Genomic DNA, 15,889 nt, shown 5'->3' on the forward strand with positions numbered 1-15,889 from the left:
CGTTCGTCCGCAGCCCGGCGTGACGGGACCACCGGTGTCCGGTGGTCCCGCCTGCCGCTACGCGGGGACCACGTCGAGCCGAGGGCCGGCGGGCCGCCCGGTTCCGGCCAGGGCCAGCAGTGTCTGCCCGGTGGCGTCGTCGACGACGGCGACCCGTACCGCTTCGGGCTCGCCGTCGACCAGCGGCACCGCGAAGACCGCGGTGGCCGGCCGGCCCTGGTAGCGCGCGGCGTGGCCGACGAAGCGCCATTCGCCGTCGTCCCAGTGTTCGCGGACGTCGGAGCGGAGCAGCGGCGCCACCCGCCGGTAGGAGTCGCTGAGCTGGACCTGCTGCACGGTGGCGAGCAGCGGCAGCCCGGAGCCGCCGCGCAGCGGGTTGGTCAGCCGGGCGCGCAGCCGGCGCAGCGGCAGCAGCCAGGCGGCGTCCAGTTCGGGCGAGAGCGCCACCACGGCCACCGCCTCGGCCAGCAGCGCGGCCCCGCCGGCGAGCGGGCGGTCGGCGAGCGCGGCGGGCCAGCCGCCGGGCAGCAGGGTGGCCAGTCCGGCCGCCGCCACCAGCAGACCGGCCCGGCCCAGGCTGCGACCGGAGACGGGGGTCGGGCGGCTGCTCAGGCAGCCGCACGAGGAGGTGGGCGCGGTCCGGCGGGCGTACGTGAGGTAGGCGAGGAAGCCGACGGCCAGGGCGGTCGCGGCGGTGTTCTCCAACCGCAGGGCGGGCGGCAGCACGAGGAGCGCGCCGAGGCTCAGCTCGATGCCCCCGAGCAGCCGGTACGCGGGCAGCGCCCGGTCCTCCCCGAGCAGCGGGGCGAGCGCGGAGCGGCGGGCGACCGTCGCGGCGTGCCGGTTGAGAAGTTTGACGCGTGCGGACCAGATCAGCACCGCACCGACGACCAGCGGTTGCAGCGCCGCGATCATGTCGATCATCTGTTCTCCCCTCGAGTGGGGCCGACGGGTGACGCCCGGGCGGTACGGGTGGCTCGCCGCCCTACGACGGCTCCAGCTCGACGCGTCTGACGCGACCTGGAGCCGTCGGGCGTACCGGTCAGGCGGCGGCGTAGACGGTGGCGATGTCGATCTCGTTGGTGTCCGGGTGCCAGGCGCCAAGCACCTGGACGTGCCGGCCGACCCGGAGCAGGGACAGGTCGCTGATGGCCGGGGTGCCGTTGTAGACCGCGGCCGACCGGCCGGGCACGACGTGGGCGACGATGCGCTGGCCCTTGTGGTCGAGGTGCAGCAGGTTGCGGCCGACGGCGGCGATGTGCGCGTGCAGGTTGACGATGTTGACCCACACCGAGTCGGCGGCGAGCGTGCCGTCGGGCAGGCGGACGCCACGGGCGTAGAGCCCGTCGCCGATGGCGACCTGGTCGAACGTGGTCGGGTGGAGTTTCCAGATGCTCGTGCCGTCGGTGATCCGGATCGAGTGCAGCACGGTGTCGGATCCGGTGACCAGCAGCAGATGGCCGGAGATCTTGCCGATCCGGCCCTCGACGAAGTTCGGGTCGGGCGCGCCGGGCTCGACGGTCGCCGGCTCGGCGGCGAAGGCCGCCTCGGGGGCGAGCGAGCCGAGTCCGGTGGCGCCCACCACGCCGCCGAGCGCGGCGGTGGCGAGGAGGCGGCGGCGGTCCAGGGTCTGTGGCATGGCGGAACCCTCCCGTTCAGACGGTGTCGACCGAGCAGGGCCGCAGCCCCACGGAGAGACTGCCGATCGCACTGAACGCCGCGGGCGTCAGGTCGATGATCCGGTTGCTGCCGCAGGCCGAGCCGCAGCAGGTGCGCTCGCCGCAGAACAGGTCCGTCTGCGGACCGCAGTCGGCGATGGTGGTGCCGACCCGGGAGCCGTTGCAGAGGTTGGTGGTGTAGTGCCGGAAGCCGCACCCCCGCCGGCTCATGCTGAGGCCGCAGGAGTCCGGATGGGTGATGGCCCAGCACGCGTCCGAGGTGTTCGGCCAGGCGTGCTGGTAGTTGCCCGACTTGCAGGTGCCGCAGGCGCCGCCCCCGGCGGTGCCGCACGGTCCCCAGGCGGTGCCGCAGCAGAACCACGACACCTCGCCTCGTATGGCCGCCATGGATACCTCCTTCCCGATCGCTGATCGACAGCGATAGATGTCGATATAGATGGCGATTGTTATGACGGAAACCATCCACGTCAACAGTCGGGTCGAAGATTTCCTACAGGCGGAATTCGCTCAGCGGATCACCGCCCGGCGGGGACCACGTACGGGAAGGAGGCGGCGCGGGCGTCCCTCGTGACGTCGGGGGTGAGACCGGAGGTCATACCGGTGTTGAGCACCAGGGAGAACATCACCTCGGGCGCGTTGTCGGCCATGGTGCGCCCGTTACGGACGGCGAACCCGTAGTTCGCCGGGGTGCCGACCTCGTAGGACAGCACGTCCGGGTAGACCTCCCGGGCCACACTCCAGCCGTACGCCCCCGGGTCCGGCGCGGTGCCGTTGGCCGCCACCACCCGGGCCACCGTCGAGGCGATCTCCTCGCCGTCGGCCCGCAGGTCCTCACAGGGGTGGCGGGTGTTGGCCGGGTTCGAGAAGTCGGTGTCGGTGGGCCAGAAGATCGGCCACATCATCGGGTGGCCGGCGCGGTTGATCTGCCGCCAGCCCCCGGCGTCGGTGGCCAGCTTCGTGGCCGCCCAGACGCCGATCCGCGTGCCGACCCGCAGCATCGGCTCATCCCGGGACACCTCGACCACGATCGAGTCGACGGTGGTGCCGGCGAAGCTGTTCTTCGCGTTCTCCGGCCGCCAGGCGGAGCGGTCCAGCCGGGCGCCGTTCTTGAAGGCGTCGTTGACGGTGGCGAGCTGGTCCAGGTCGATGTAGAAGGGGTCGCTGATCCGCCCGGCCCAGACCCGCAGGTTGCCGCCGGTCACCTCCTCGCCGGTGCGGCCCCGGGCGACCGGCGTGCCGGTGGCACCGTCGTCGTACGCCTCGGCGCCGGTGAGGGCGTGCACGGTGAGCTCCTGCCGGCCCTGGCCGTCGAGTTCACCGAAGGCCACCCGGTAGGTCAGCTCCTCCATCTCGCTGCCGTCGACGTGGACCTTGAACTCGTACCGCGCCTCGTGGTGGAAGCCCGGCTTGATGTCGGCCCGGGTCACCGAGCTGTTGACGTCCATCACCAGGACGGTCCCGCGCTCGCCGTCGAAGACGAAGAGGTCGTCCAGGTAGAGCTGGCCGCTCTGGGCGGCGAGCGGGGTGTCGAGGTGATGCGACATGACTGTCTCCCGGGTCAGCGGCTCGGCACGACGGGCCCGAGCCTATCCGGGCATAACGCTCCAAAAGCTCTAATCGGCACTATCCGCCGAGCCGGTCGGTGGGTTACCGTCGGCGGGTGATCCCGGTGGAGGCCGCGGCGGCCGCGTACGCCCAGTGGCTCACGCCTGCCCTGCCGCTCTACGGCAACGACCACGAGCGGGCCGACTTCGCTCCCTGAGGCGCCCCGGCACCGACGCCTCCTTTCCCCCGTCACGTCGCACCGGGAGCGATGTCCCATGTCCGTCGACAGTTCCGGGATCCGGGCGGTGCTGCGCGCACCCCAGGTCCTCCGGGTCCTCCTCAGCAGCCAGGTCGGCCGGCTGCCCACCGCCAGCGGGCCGCTGGCCCTGCTCCTCTTCGCCCGCCAGTCGCTGAGCCTGGCCGCCGCCGGCCTGCTGGTCGCCGCGTACACCGCCGGGATGGCGGTGGGCACCCCGCTGCTCGCCCGGGCGGTGGACCGCTGGCGGCAGCCGCCCGTGCTGTGGGGCGCCGCGATCCTCTCCGGCCTCGGGTTCGGTGCGGTGGCGCTGACCGGCGGGCACGTCACCGGCGCCGTGGTCGGCGCGGCGGTGGCCGGGCTGGGCACGCCGCCGCTGGAGGCGTGCCTGCGTACCCTCTGGCCCGCCCTGCTCCCGCCCGCCACGGTGCCCACCGCGTACACGCTGGACATCGCCGTACAGGAGGTGATCTTCGTGGTCGGCCCGCTGGTCACCCTCCTCGCGGTGACCCTGGCCGGTCCGGCCGCCGGGCTGGTCGCCGCCGGGATCCTGCAGCTCGCCGGCACCGCGGCGTACGCCCTCAGCCCCGCCGTCCGCGCCTGGCGCGGCGTGCCGGCGGTCCGGCACTGGGCCGGCCCGCTGCGCGTACCCCGGTTCGCCGTCATGATGGCCGGCGTGGTCGGCGTCGGCGCGGCGGTCGGCAGCATCGCCGTGGCGGTGACCGGCTACGCCGAGACGGCCGGCGACCGGCGGCTCAGCGGCTGGCTGCTCGCGGCGCAGGCGGCCGGCGCGCTGGCCGGGGGCCTGCTCTACACCCGGGCCCGGCCGGGCGGGCCCGGGCGGCTGCCGCTGCTGGCCGCCGGGCTCACGATCGGCTACCTGCCGCTGCTGCTCGCCCCCGGGCCGGTGCCGATGGCCGGCCTGCTCGTGGTCAGCGGGCTGGCCCTGCCGCCGGTGCTGACCGCCATCTTCCTCACCGCCGAGCGGCTCGCCGAGCCGGGCACGGTGGCCGAGGCGTTCGCCTGGGTGAGCACGGCGTTCGTGGTGGGCAGCGCCGCCGGCTCCGCGCTCGCCGGCCCGCTGGTGTCGACGAGCCTCCGGTACGGGCTGGCGGTCGCCCCGGCCGCCGCGCTGCTCGGCACCGTGGTGCTCTGGGCCGTCTCCCGTGCCGACGGGTCGCGACGGGCGGAGAACGGCCCCGAGCCCGGGGCGGAGGTCTACGCTCGGTCCTCATGACACCCGCGCGTCCGGGCCTCGGGAACCCGGCACCGGCCGACCGGGTGACCACCGTCGAGGTCTTCTTCGACCTCGTGTTCGTCTTCACGCTGACGCAGCTCACCCGGGTGCTGGAGGCGGACCTGTCGCCGACCGGCCTGGCTCGGGTGCTGCTGCTCTTCGGCATCCTGTGGTGGATGTTCGACGGGTACGTGTGGCTGGCCAACCACGTGCCGCCCCGGGTGCCCGCGCAGAAGCTGCTGCTGTTCGTGGGGATGGTCGGCTTCCTGCTGGCCGCGGTCGCGGTGCCGGACGCCTTCGACGGCACCGGGCTGCTCTTCGGCGTGGGCTACCTCGTGGTGATCAGCGTTCACCTGCTGCTGTTCACCCGGGCCGGCATCGGTCCGGCGCTGGCCCGGCTCGCCGTCTACAACCTGGGGTCGGCCCTGCTGGTGTTCGTGGGCGGCTTCGTCGACGGCACGGCCCGGTACGCGTGCTGGCTCGCGGCGCTCGCGCTCCAGTCGGTCGTCCCGTACCTGGTGCCCCGGATCTCCTGGGTGCGGGTGCTGTCCGCGTTCCACCTCCAGCCGGGACACTTCGTCGAGCGGCACGGGCTCCTGGTGATCATCGCGCTGGGCGAGTCGGTGGTGGCGATCGGGATGGGCGTCGACACCGACCACATCGGGTTCGGCACGGGCGCCGTCATCGCCCTGGCGCTGGCGCTGCCGGCGGCGCTGTGGTGGACGTACTTCACCGACACCCCGGGGGAGGAGGAGCGGCTGGCGGCGACCGGCCCGGAGCGGGCCCGGCTGGCCCTCCGGGTGGGCTTCGGGCACATCCCGCTGCTGCTCGGCATCGTGGTGGCGGCGGCCGGCATCCACGCCGCGGTGGCCCACCCGGGGCAGCCGGCCGACTGGCGCTCGGCGCTGGCGCTGGCCGGCGGCGTCGCGCTGTACCTGGCCGGGATCGCGGGCCTGCGCCGCTCGCTCCACGCCGCCCCGGTGCTGAGCCGGCTGGTCACCGGCGCGGCCGTGCTGGCCACCATCCCGATCGGCACGCGGCTCAACGCCCGCGCGCAGCTCGCCGCCGTGGTGCTGGTGCTGGTGGTGATGCTGCTGGTCGACCGGCGGCAGCACGCCATCGCGACCGGGCGGCCCGCGCCGGCCGGCGGCCCGGGTCAGGGCCGGTAGCGGTACCCCATCCCCGGCTCGGTGATCAGATGCCGGGGCCGCGCCGGGTCATCCTCCAGCTTGCGCCGGAGCTGGGCCATGTACTGCCGCAGGTAGTTGGTCTCGTGCTGGTACTCCGGTCCCCACACGTCCTGCAGCAACTGGCGCTGGCTGACCAGCTTGCCCGGGTTGCGCAGCAGCTTCTCCAGCATGGCCCACTGGGTGGGGGTGAGCCGGACCTCGGCGCCGTCGTCCCGGGTGACGGTCCGGTCGGCCAGGTCGACGGTGTGCCGGCCGATCCGCAACGCGGGCCCGACGGGGGCGCCGCCGCCGAGCCGGCGGGTGACCGCACGGATCCGGGCGAGCAGTTCGTCAACCCCGAACGGCTTGGTGACGTAGTCGTCGGCGCCGGCGTCCAGCGCGGAGACCTTGTCCTCGCTGCCCGCCCGTCCGGAGAGCACGATGATCGGCACGGTCGTCCAGCCGCGCAGGCCCCGGATCACCTCGACGCCGTCCAGGTCGGGCAGGCCGAGGTCGAGCACCACCAGGTCGGGCGGGTGGCTCGCCGCGGTCTTCAGCGCCGCCGCACCGGTCTCGGCGACCTGGACCTCGTAGCCGCGGGCGCGCAGGTTGATCCGCAGCGCGCGGAGGATCTGCGGCTCGTCGTCGACGACCAGGATGCGGGTCACCCGTCACTCCTCTCCCCGGCGGCGGGCAGCCGCAGCACCATGGTCAGCCCCCCGCCCGGTGTGGTCTCCGGGGTGATGCTGCCACCCATCGCCTCGGCCAGCCCGCGGGACAGGGCGAGCCCGAGCCCCACACCCGTCTGGTTGTCCCGGTCGCCGAGACGCTGGAACGGCAGGAAGACGTGCTCCCACTGGTCCTCGGGGATGCCCGGCCCGGTGTCGATGACCCGCAGCTCGACCTGCCCGGCGTGGGCGCTCGCGGTGATGGTGGGCGGCCGGCCCGGCGGGCTGTGCCGCAGCGCGTTGGCCACGATGTTGACCAGCACCCGTTCCAGCAGGCCCGGGTCGGCGGCAGCGGCCGGCAGGTCGGCGGGGATGTCCGTGACGACGTCGGCCGCCGGCGGGCCCAGCTCGTCCAGGGCCCGGGGTACGGCGTCCTCCAGCCCGATCGCGGTCGCGGTGACGCCGAGCGCGCCGGCCTGGAGCCGGCTCATGTCGAGCAGGTTCGCCACGAGCCGGCCCAGCCGGTCCAGCGACTCGTCGGCGGTGGCCAGCAGCTCCTCGCGGTCGTCGGCGTCGAACTCGACGTCGTGGCTGCGCAGGCTGCTCACCGCCGCCTTCGCCGAGGCCAGCGGCGTACGCAGGTCGTGGCTGACGGCGGCGAGCAGCGCGGTGCGCATCCGGTCGGCCTCGGCGAGCGGCCGGACCGCGGCGGCCTCCGCGGCGAGGCGTTCCTGGCGCAGCGCGACGGCGGCCTGGGCGGCGAACGCCTCGACCACCCGCCGGTCGGCGGCCTCCAGCCGGCGGCCGGCGAGGACCACGGTGAGCCGGTCGTCGACGGGCACGGCGGTCTCCCCGGCGCCCGGGCTGCCCGGCGGCGCCTCCCCGACGCTCGCCACCACCCGCCAGGCCGTCGCCTCCCCGGCCCGGCCCGGCCGCCCCTCCGCCTCCGCCACCAGCTCCAGCACGCTCACCGCGCGGAGCGCGAAGGTCTCCCGCAGCCGGTCCAGCAGCGCGGGCAGCGGCCGTTCGCCGCGCAGCACCCCACCGGCCACGGTGGCCAGGGTCTGCGCGTCGGCCGAGGCCCGGGCGGCCTCCCGGGTACGCCGGGCAGCAACGTCCACCACCCAGCTCACCGCGATGGCCACCCCCACGAACACGCCGAGGGCGAGGAGATTGTCCGCCTCGGCGATGGTCAGCGTGTGGAACGGCGGGGTGAAGAACCAGTTCAGCAGCAGCGAGCCGCCGAGCGCGGCGACCAGCGCCGGCCACATCCCACCGACCAGCGCCACCCCGACCACGCCGGCCAGGAAGAGCAGGATGTCGTTGGTCAGGGTGAGGTCCGGCAGCGCCGCGAGCAGCAGGGTCAGCAGCGGCATACCGAGCACCGCGAGCGCGTACCCGAGCAGCCGGCGCCGCCGGGACAGCGCGGCCGGCACCTCGGCCGCCCGCCGGCCCCGGCCGGCCTCGGGATGGGTCACCAGGTGCACGTCGATCGGCCCGGAGAGCGCCGTGGTGGTGACCCCGACGCCCCGGGAGAGCAGCTGGGCGAAGCGCCCGCGCCGGCTCGCGCCGAGCACCAGCTGGGTGGCGTTGACGCCCCGGGCGAAGTCGAGCAGGGCCGCCGCGATGTTGGTGCCGAGCACCTGGTGGTACGTCCCGCCCAGGCTCTCCACCAGCACGCGCTGCCGGGCCAGCCGGGCCGGGTCGGCCCCGGCCAGCCCGTCGCTGCGGGCCACGTGCACGGCGAGCAGGTCGGCACCCTTGCCGCGGGCCGCGATCCGGGCCGCCCGGCGGATCAGCGTCTCCCCCTCCGGCCCGCCGGTCAGCGCCACCACCACCCGCTCCCGGGCCTCCCAGGTGGCCGAGATCCCCTGCTGCGCCCGGTACGCGTCGAGCTGCTCGTCGACCTTGTCGGCCAGCCAGAGCAGGGCCAGCTCGCGCAGGGCGGTGAGGTTGCCGACCCGGAAATAGTTCCCGAGCGCCGCGTCGATCTTGTCGGGCCGGTAGATGTTGCCGTGGGCCATCCGGCGGCGCAGCGCCTCCGGGGTCATGTCCACCAGCTCGACCTGCCCGGCGGCGCGGACCACCTGGTCGGGCAGGGTCTCCCGCTGGACGGTGCCGGTGATCTGCGCGACGACGTCGTTGAGCGACTCCAGGTGCTGGATGTTCACCGTGGTCAGCACGCTGATCCCGGCGTCGAGCAGCTCCTGGACGTCCTGCCAGCGCTTCTCGTGGCGGGAGCCCGGCACGTTGGTGTGCGCCAGCTCGTCCACCACCGCCAGCTCGGGCCGGCGGGCCAGGACGGCGTCGAGGTCCATCTCGGTGAAGGCGGCGCCCCGGTAGGTGAGGGTGCGCCGGGGCACCGTCTCCAGCTCCCCGATCATCGCCGCGGTGTGCGGCCGGCCGTGGGTCTCGACCAGGCCGATCACCACGTCGGTGCCACGCTCGGCACGCCGCCGGGCCTCCTCCAGCATCGCGTACGTCTTGCCGACGCCGGGGGCGGCCCCGAGGTAGATGCGGAGCTCTCCCCTGGGCACGGAAACAATCCTCCCTGATCCCCGGAACCCCTGGTCAGGGGGCGGGAAACTCCCTGTCGAGCGCGATGTTGAGACCCAGGACGTCGACCGCGGGCTCGCCCATGAAGCCGAGCGCCCGGCCGATCGTGTGCTCCCGTACCAGGCGGCGGACCGCCGCCGGGTCCGCGCCCCGCTCGCGCGCCACGCGGGCCACCTGGATCTCCGCGTACGCCGGGCTGATGTGCGGGTCCAGGCCGCTACCGCTGGCGGTGACCGCGTCGGCCGGCACGGCGGGCCGGGCCGGCGCGTCGCCACGGACCGGGGTGATGATCCCGCCGTCGGCGACGTAGTCGTGGCCGGGCCGGGCCAGCTCGACGGGCACGCCCTGGTAACTGCCGACGAAGGGCGTGGCCGGGGCCACCTGGTTGACGCTCACCACCCGGGTGATCCGGCCGGTCAGTCCGTCGGCGCGGAACACGGCGAGCACCGCGCCGACGCCGTCCGGCGTGCAGTAGGGCCGCCGCCCGTCCACGCCGTCCAGCTCCCCGACCGCCCTGCTCCGGGAGCAGACCTGGGTGAGCAGGCTCCGGGTGGACTCGTCGGGGTTGACGGCGATGGTGTCGACCACGCTCTCCGGGCCCAGGTTGCTGGCCGCCGTGGACGTGGGATCGTAGCCCTCGCCGGCGGCGGACGGCCGGGACTGGAAGTAGCGCGGGACGGGGTTGCCGTCCGCGTCGGTGAAGGACTGGCCGATGAGCGAGCTGCCCACGGTTTTGCCGCTCACCCTCACCAACGAACCGTCGGCCCTGCCGTCGAGACCGGGGATCCGGCCGGCGGCCACCAGGGCCAACGGGTACGCGAGGCCGAGCAGGACGGTGAACACGAGCAGCGCGCGCAGGGCGGCCAGATGTTGGGCGAGCCAGGTAGGGAGGCGCATCACGAGATCCCCGGAATGAGCTGGATGAGCAGGTCGATGAGCTTGATGCCGATGAACGGCACGATGACGCCGCCGAGGCCGTAGACCCACAGGTTGCGGCTGAGCAGCTTCGACGCGCTCGCCGGCCGGTAGCGCACGCCGCGCAGGGCCAGCGGGATGAGCGCGACGATGATGATCGCGTTGAAGATGACCGCGGCGAGGATCGCCGACTCCGGGCTGGACAGTCGCATCACGTTCAGCGTGTCCAGGCTCGGGTAGATGCCGGCGAACATGGCCGGGATGATCGCGAAGTACTTGGCGATGTCGTTGGCGATCGAGAAGGTGGTCAGCGCGCCGCGGGTGATCAGCAACTGCTTGCCGATTTCCACGATCTCGATCAACTTCGTCGGGTCGGAGTCGAGGTCGACCATGTTGCCGGCCTCCTTGGCGGCCGACGTGCCGGAGTTCATGGCCACGCCGACGTCGGCCTGGGCGAGGGCCGGCGCGTCGTTGGTCCCGTCGCCGGTCATGGCGACGAGCCGGCCGCCCTCCTGCTCCTTCCTGATCAGGGCGAGCTTGTCCTCCGGCGTGGCCTCGGCGAGGAAGTCGTCCACTCCGGCCTCGTCCGCGATCGCCTGCGCCGTACGCGGGTTGTCGCCGGTGATCATGACGGTCCGGATGCCCATCCGGCGCATCTCATCGAACCGGTCGCGCATCCCCGTCTTGACGATGTCCTTGAGGTGGATGACGCCCAGGGTCCGGGCCGGTTCGCCCTCGACGTGCTCGGCCACGACGAGCGGGGTGCCGCCGATCCCGCTGATCTCGTCGACGAGCTGGCCGACCTGCTCGGTGGGGTGGCCGTCGTGCTCGCGTACCCACTTCATCACCGCGGTGGCAGCGCCCTTGCGGATCCGACGGACGCCGCCGTCGACGCTCTCCGCGCCGAGGTCGACGCCGCTCATCCGGGTCTGCGCGCTGAACGGCACGAAGGTGGCGTGCGGGATGAGTCCCGGCTCGCGCTCGCGCAGCCCGAACTCGTTCTTGGCGAGCACCACGACGGAACGGCCCTCGGGGGTCTCGTCGGCGAGGCTGGACAGTTGCGCGGCGTCGGCGACCTCGGCGGCGGTCACGCCGTCGACCGGCAGGAACTCGGCGGCCTGCCGGTTGCCCAGGGTGATCGTGCCGGTCTTGTCCAGCAGCAGGGTGTTCACGTCGCCGGCCGCCTCGACCGCCCGGCCGCTCATGGCCAGGACGTTGCGCTGCACGAGGCGGTCCATGCCGGCGATGCCGATCGCCGAGAGCAGCGCCCCGATGGTGGTGGGGATCAGGCAGACCAGCAGCGACACCAGGACCACGCCGCTGACGCCGGCATCGGTGATCGCACCGGTGTCGGCGGCCGCCGCCTGGTAGCCCTTGGCGAAGATCGCCAGCGGCTGGAGGGTCACCACGGCCAGCAGGAAGATGATCGTGAGCGCGGCGAGCAGGATGTTCAGCGCGATCTCGTTCGGGGTCTTCTGCCGGTTCGCGCCTTCGACCAGGGCGATCATCCGGTCGATGAAGCTCTCGCCGGGCTTCTGGGTGATCCTGACGATGATCCGGTCGGAGAGCACCTTCGTGCCACCGGTGACCGCGCTGCGGTCGCCGCCGGACTCCCGGATGACGGGCGCGGACTCGCCGGTGATCGCCGACTCGTCGACGCTCGCGATGCCCTCCACCACGTCCCCGTCGCCCGGGATGATCTTGCCGGCCTCGACCAGGACGATGTCGCCCTGCTGGAGCTGCGGCGCGGGAACCGCCTCGTCGCGGTAGGTGTTCGCCGCCGCTCCGGGCTTCCAGCCGATGAGGCGGGTGGCGATGGTGTCCTGCTTCGCCTGCCGCAGGGCGGCGGCCTGGGCCTTGCCCCGGCCCTCGGCGACCGCCTCGGCCAGGTTCGCGAAGACCACGGTGAGCCACAGCCAGACGGTGATCGCCCAGGCGAAGACCGAGGGGTCGGCCACCGCCAGGACGGTGGTGAAGGCGGCGCCCAGCTCGACGATGAGCATCACCGGGTTGCGCCAGAGCGTGCGGGGGTCGAGCTTGCGCAGCGCGTCCGGCAGCGACCGGATGAGCTGCTCCGGGTCCAGCAGACCCCCGCCGACCCGGTTGCCGTGGAGGGCGGGGGTGCCGGCCACCGGCTCCGTACCGGGGCCGGAGGTCACGGGCGTGACGGACATGTTCTCGTTCCTCATGGTGGTCACAGCCCCTCAGCGAGGGGGCCGAGCGCGAGCGCGGGAAGGAAGGTCAGCGCCACGAGGACCACCGTGACGCCGACGACCATCCCGACGAAGAGCGGTCGGTGGGTCGGCAGGGTGCCCTCGGACGCAGGCGTGGGCTGCTGCCGGGCCAGCGAACCAGCCAGGGCGAGCACGAAGATGATCGGCAGGAACCGGCCGAGGAGCATGCAGAGCCCGAGTGCCGTGTCCCACCAGGTGGTGTTCACGGTGATGCCGGCGAACGCGGAACCGTTGTTGTTGGCGGCCGAGGTGAAGGCGTACAGCACCTCGGAGAGGCCGTGCGGGCCGACGTTGAGCGCGGTGGCGTTGTTGCCGGTGGCGAACGCCGCCGCCGTGCCGGCCAGCACCAGGGTGGGCGTGATCAGGAAGTACAGCGAGGCCAGCTTGATCTCGCGGGACCCGATCTTCTTGCCGATGTACTCGGGGGTCCGGCCGACCATGAGGCCGGCGACGAACACCGTGACCACCGCCAGGATCAGCAGGCCGTAGAGGCCCGAACCGACGCCCCCGGGCGCGACCTCGCCGAGCATCATGTTGCCCAGCGTCATCATCCCGCCGAGCGCGGTGTACGAGTCGTGGAACGAGTTCACCGCGCCGGTCGAGGTGAGGGTGGTGGCGGCGGCGAAGGTCGCCGAGTTCGACACGTCGAACCGCACCTCCTTGCCCTCCAGCGCCGCGCCGACGGCCTGCGGGACGGTGCCGTGCCCGGCCAGCTCGAAGACGTTGGCCAGGGTGACGCTGGCCAGCGCGAGGACGGCCATGACCGCCGCGATCGCGTAGCCCTGGCGGTTCTGGCCGACCATCCGGCCGAAGACCCGGGGCAGGCTGAACGGGATGAGCAGGATCAGGAAGATCTCCAGCCAGTTCGTCCAGGCCGTGGGGTTCTCGAACGGGTGGGCGCTGTTGACGTTGTAGAAGCCGCCGCCGTTGGTGCCCAGCTCCTTGATCGCTTCCTGGCTGGCCACCGGGCCCCCGGTGAGGTGCTGCGTACCGCCGGTCAGCGTGGTGACGTCGGTGCCGCCGGAGAGGTTCTGCACCGCGCCGCCGATCATCAGCGCCAGCGCGCCGAGCACGGCGACGGGCAGCAGGATCCGCACCGTGATCCGGGTCAGGTCGACCCAGAAGTTGCCCAGCTCGCCGGTGCGGCTGCGGGCGAACCCGCGGATCAGGGCCACCGCCACGGCGATGCCGACCGCGGCGGAGACGAAGTTCTGCACGGCCAGGCCGGCCATCTGCACGAGGTGGCCCATGGTCGACTCACCCGAGTACGACTGCCAGTTCGTGTTGGTCACGAACGAAACCGCCGTGCTCCAGGCGCCGTGCGGCACCACGGGGTCGAAGCCCAGCGACAGCCAGAGCTTGTCCTGCACCCGCTGGAACAGGTAGAGGAACAGGATCGAGATCGCCGAGAAGGCCAGCACACTGCGGGCGTACACGCCCCAGGTCTGCTCGGCGGTCGGGTTGACCCCGACCAGTCGGTAGATACCACGCTCGACCCGGGACTGCCGGGTGCCGGACACCACCCGGTACATGTGGTCGCCGAACGGCCTGTGGACGGCGACCAGCGCCGCCACCAGGGACAGCAGGAAGAGGACGCCGGCTGTTGTCATGGTCATCAGAAGCGCTCCGGGAACAGCAGGGCGACGGCCAGGAAGAGGCCCAGGCCGATCGCCAGCACCAGCCCCACGGCGTTCACCGCGCTCACAGCTTCTCCACGCCCCTCACCACGAGGGCGAGCGCCGCGAAAAGCGCCACCGTCACCAGCACGAACACCACGTCAGACACGGCTGACTCCTCTTACCGGACGTTTCCCGCGACCGCCTCCCGGTCGCGCCCGGCAATCACAGCGCCGCTGGTGACGAATGCACAGGGGCCATAACGCGACCATGACGACGGCACGCCGTTTCTTGACGTGGTTTTCACGCAGCCCAGGCTCGGCGGTGAGTCCGGTCACCAACTCGGCCCCGGACCAGAGGCGGCTCTTCGACGCGCCGTCGACGCTGTCCGGGTGACCAGCGAACTGGCCATGCCGCGGCGCGCAGAGGGCGCGCCCGCCGGTTCCGAGGACGGGGAGCACGCCGCGGCGCCGGCCGAGGCGGAGGCCGGGCTGGGGCTCTGGGCGGCCGGCCCGGCGAGGACCCGGGCCTCCGTGACCAGGACGGTGACGTGGCGGCCTCGGTGGTGGCGCTGGCGATGGGAGATCGCCGTGGTTTCAGCGCGGTTTCACACCCCGCGGGCCGCCGTGGAAGTCAGCGTCGGCGACCAGGGCCGACGCGGTGAAGCGGGTACGTCAGCGCCGTACCTCGCGCCAGCCGGCGCCGCTGCCGCGCCACGCGCCGGCCAGGATGCTCGCCGAGCCCCGGCTCGGGCACTCCTGGATCTTCGACCGGCCGGCGGCGCCGCCGATCTGGGCCTGCACTTCCCAGCGCTGCCCGTCGGTGCGGATGTAGACGTCGCGGCGCCCACGAGGGGCGCTGACCCCGTTCCACCAGTGCTCCTCGACCATCACATGGTGACGGTATCGCAGCAGCCTACCGGCCCGCACCTGCCGGTACGGGCCGGATCGCCGGCTCAGCCGTCCAGGCGGCGGACCATGTTCATGATCGTCTCGACCTGGGCGCCACCCTTGATCGGATAGTTCGTCGCCCCGAGGTAGCCCCACCAGTCCCAGCAGCCGTTCGGGTTCACCCCGCTGGCGACCGCCTGCGGATAGAGCACGATGAGTCGGTTGGTGTCGGCGTACTGGTTGAGGTTGGCCCGGTCGACGAAGGCGGTGCCGACCTTGGCGTACCCCTGGGCGCAGCCGTGCAGGGCGACCAGCAGCCGGCAGGTGGTCCCGGCGGCGCAGGCGCTCGGCACGTACGCGAAGCCGTTGGCGTCCATGCTCAGCCCGTTGGCCCAGCCGTTGGTGGCGAAGGTGTCCTGACCGAACCGGATCAGGGTGCCGCCCAGCGGGCCGGTGTTCGGCGCGGCGACCGAGCCGAGCAGCTTGCCGAGGAAGGCCCCCTGCGGGTCGGTGCCGCAGTCGGCGAGGTACGGCGAGGCGGTGGCCGTGCAGCCGACCGTGCCGTACGGGGTGACCCAGGAGTGGCCGGCCGCGCCGCCGGAGTCGTAGCGGACGCTGGCCCCGAAGTCCTGGTAGTAGCGGACCAGGTCGTCGGTGACCGACTTCTTCACGGTGCTGTCGTTGCCGCCGTGGTAGACGTACACCGGCTGGCCGGCGAGGTTGCCGGTGCCGTCCACCCAGCCGTAGGACGCCCAGGTGCGGGTGTAGCTCTCCAGGGTGGCGACGTAGGTCGGGTAGAGGTTGTCGCCGCAGCCGTAGAGCGCCTGGGAGACGTTGTTCTGGGCGCAGTAGTAGGGGCCGGCCGCGAAGACCGCGGCGCCGCGGATCCGCGCCGAGTACGCGACCTGGAGCTGGGTGGCCATGTAGCCGCCGGAGGAGACCCCGGCGACGTACACGGCGGAGATCGGGTAGCTGCGCAGCGAGCCCGCGACCGGGGTCTTCGTGTAGGGCGTGCTCGCGGCCCGGGCGGCGACGCCGCCGGGCAGGACCAGGAGGAGGGCCGCGGCGAGGGCGGTGGCGGCTTTCCACGGTGTCTTCATGGCGTTCTCCCGTCGGAGCGCCGG

General features: G+C 73.2%; 14 protein-coding genes. 2 read left to right on the top strand and 12 right to left on the bottom strand.

What is annotated here, in order from left to right; all coding sequences use genetic code 11:
* Positions 1–57: 57 nt before the first annotated feature.
* The 4 genes from IEY96_RS02335 to IEY96_RS02350 form a co-directional block, all read right to left on the bottom strand.
* A complete protein-coding gene (locus IEY96_RS02335) occupies positions 58–924 on the bottom strand; it encodes a MauE/DoxX family redox-associated membrane protein (protein WP_189193130.1) in 867 nt (288 codons plus the stop codon).
* Between the two features lie 118 nt (positions 925–1,042).
* A complete protein-coding gene (locus tag IEY96_RS02340) occupies positions 1,043–1,639 on the bottom strand; it encodes a cell wall protein (protein WP_189193131.1) in 597 nt (198 codons plus the stop codon).
* 16 nt (positions 1,640–1,655) lie between these two features.
* Positions 1,656–2,066: an RlpA-like double-psi beta-barrel domain-containing protein gene (locus IEY96_RS02345; RefSeq protein WP_189193132.1), complete on the bottom strand. Its 411-nt coding sequence runs from the start codon at positions 2,064–2,066 to the stop codon at positions 1,656–1,658.
* A gap of 128 nt (positions 2,067–2,194) precedes the next feature.
* The gene (locus IEY96_RS02350) at positions 2,195–3,223 is read right to left on the bottom strand and encodes a DUF4331 family protein (RefSeq protein WP_189193133.1); all 1,029 of its coding nucleotides are present in this window, start codon (positions 3,221–3,223) and stop codon (positions 2,195–2,197) included.
* A 276-nt stretch (positions 3,224–3,499) separates the two neighbouring features.
* Here IEY96_RS02350 and IEY96_RS02355 point away from each other — a divergent pair, with 276 nt between their 5' ends.
* On the top strand, positions 3,500–4,717 hold the full coding sequence (locus IEY96_RS02355; RefSeq protein ID WP_189193134.1) for an MFS transporter: 1,218 nt from the start codon (positions 3,500–3,502) through the stop codon (positions 4,715–4,717).
* On the top strand, positions 4,714–5,886 hold the full coding sequence (locus IEY96_RS02360; RefSeq protein WP_189193135.1) for a low temperature requirement protein A: 1,173 nt from the start codon (positions 4,714–4,716) through the stop codon (positions 5,884–5,886). The genes IEY96_RS02355 and IEY96_RS02360 overlap by 4 nt, the downstream gene beginning before the upstream one ends.
* Here the strand turns inward: IEY96_RS02360 and IEY96_RS02365 are convergent.
* From IEY96_RS02365 to IEY96_RS02400, 8 genes are all read right to left on the bottom strand, one after another.
* Positions 5,874–6,554: a response regulator gene (locus IEY96_RS02365; RefSeq protein ID WP_189193136.1), complete on the bottom strand. Its 681-nt coding sequence runs from the start codon at positions 6,552–6,554 to the stop codon at positions 5,874–5,876. The two genes, IEY96_RS02360 and IEY96_RS02365, sit on opposite strands and share 13 nt — an antisense overlap.
* Entirely contained in the window at positions 6,551–9,091 is a 2,541-nt protein-coding gene (locus IEY96_RS02370; RefSeq protein WP_189193137.1) for a sensor histidine kinase, read from the bottom strand. The genes IEY96_RS02365 and IEY96_RS02370 overlap by 4 nt, the downstream gene beginning before the upstream one ends.
* A gap of 34 nt (positions 9,092–9,125) precedes the next feature.
* Positions 9,126–10,007, bottom strand: a complete 882-nt coding sequence (locus tag IEY96_RS02375) for a potassium-transporting ATPase subunit C (RefSeq protein ID WP_189193138.1) — start codon at positions 10,005–10,007, stop codon at positions 9,126–9,128.
* Positions 10,007–12,199: a potassium-transporting ATPase subunit KdpB gene (gene kdpB, locus IEY96_RS02380; protein WP_229791343.1), complete on the bottom strand. Its 2,193-nt coding sequence runs from the start codon at positions 12,197–12,199 to the stop codon at positions 10,007–10,009. The genes IEY96_RS02375 and kdpB overlap by 1 nt, the downstream gene beginning before the upstream one ends.
* Positions 12,200–12,219: 20 nt before the next feature.
* A complete protein-coding gene (kdpA, locus tag IEY96_RS02385; protein ID WP_189193139.1) occupies positions 12,220–13,875 on the bottom strand; it encodes a potassium-transporting ATPase subunit KdpA in 1,656 nt (551 codons plus the stop codon).
* A complete protein-coding gene (kdpF, locus tag IEY96_RS02390; RefSeq protein WP_189193140.1) occupies positions 13,875–13,964 on the bottom strand; it encodes a K(+)-transporting ATPase subunit F in 90 nt (29 codons plus the stop codon). The genes kdpA and kdpF overlap by 1 nt, the downstream gene beginning before the upstream one ends.
* Before the next feature lie 585 nt (positions 13,965–14,549).
* Entirely contained in the window at positions 14,550–14,765 is a 216-nt protein-coding gene (locus IEY96_RS02395; protein ID WP_229791389.1) for a hypothetical protein, read from the bottom strand.
* A gap of 65 nt (positions 14,766–14,830) precedes the next feature.
* A complete protein-coding gene (locus tag IEY96_RS02400) occupies positions 14,831–15,865 on the bottom strand; it encodes an extracellular catalytic domain type 2 short-chain-length polyhydroxyalkanoate depolymerase (RefSeq protein ID WP_189193141.1) in 1,035 nt (344 codons plus the stop codon).
* Positions 15,866–15,889: the final 24 nt, after the last annotated feature.

Source organism: Micromonospora fulviviridis, from assembly GCF_014648395.1.
GTDB lineage: Bacteria > Actinomycetota > Actinomycetes > Mycobacteriales > Micromonosporaceae > Micromonospora > Micromonospora fulviviridis.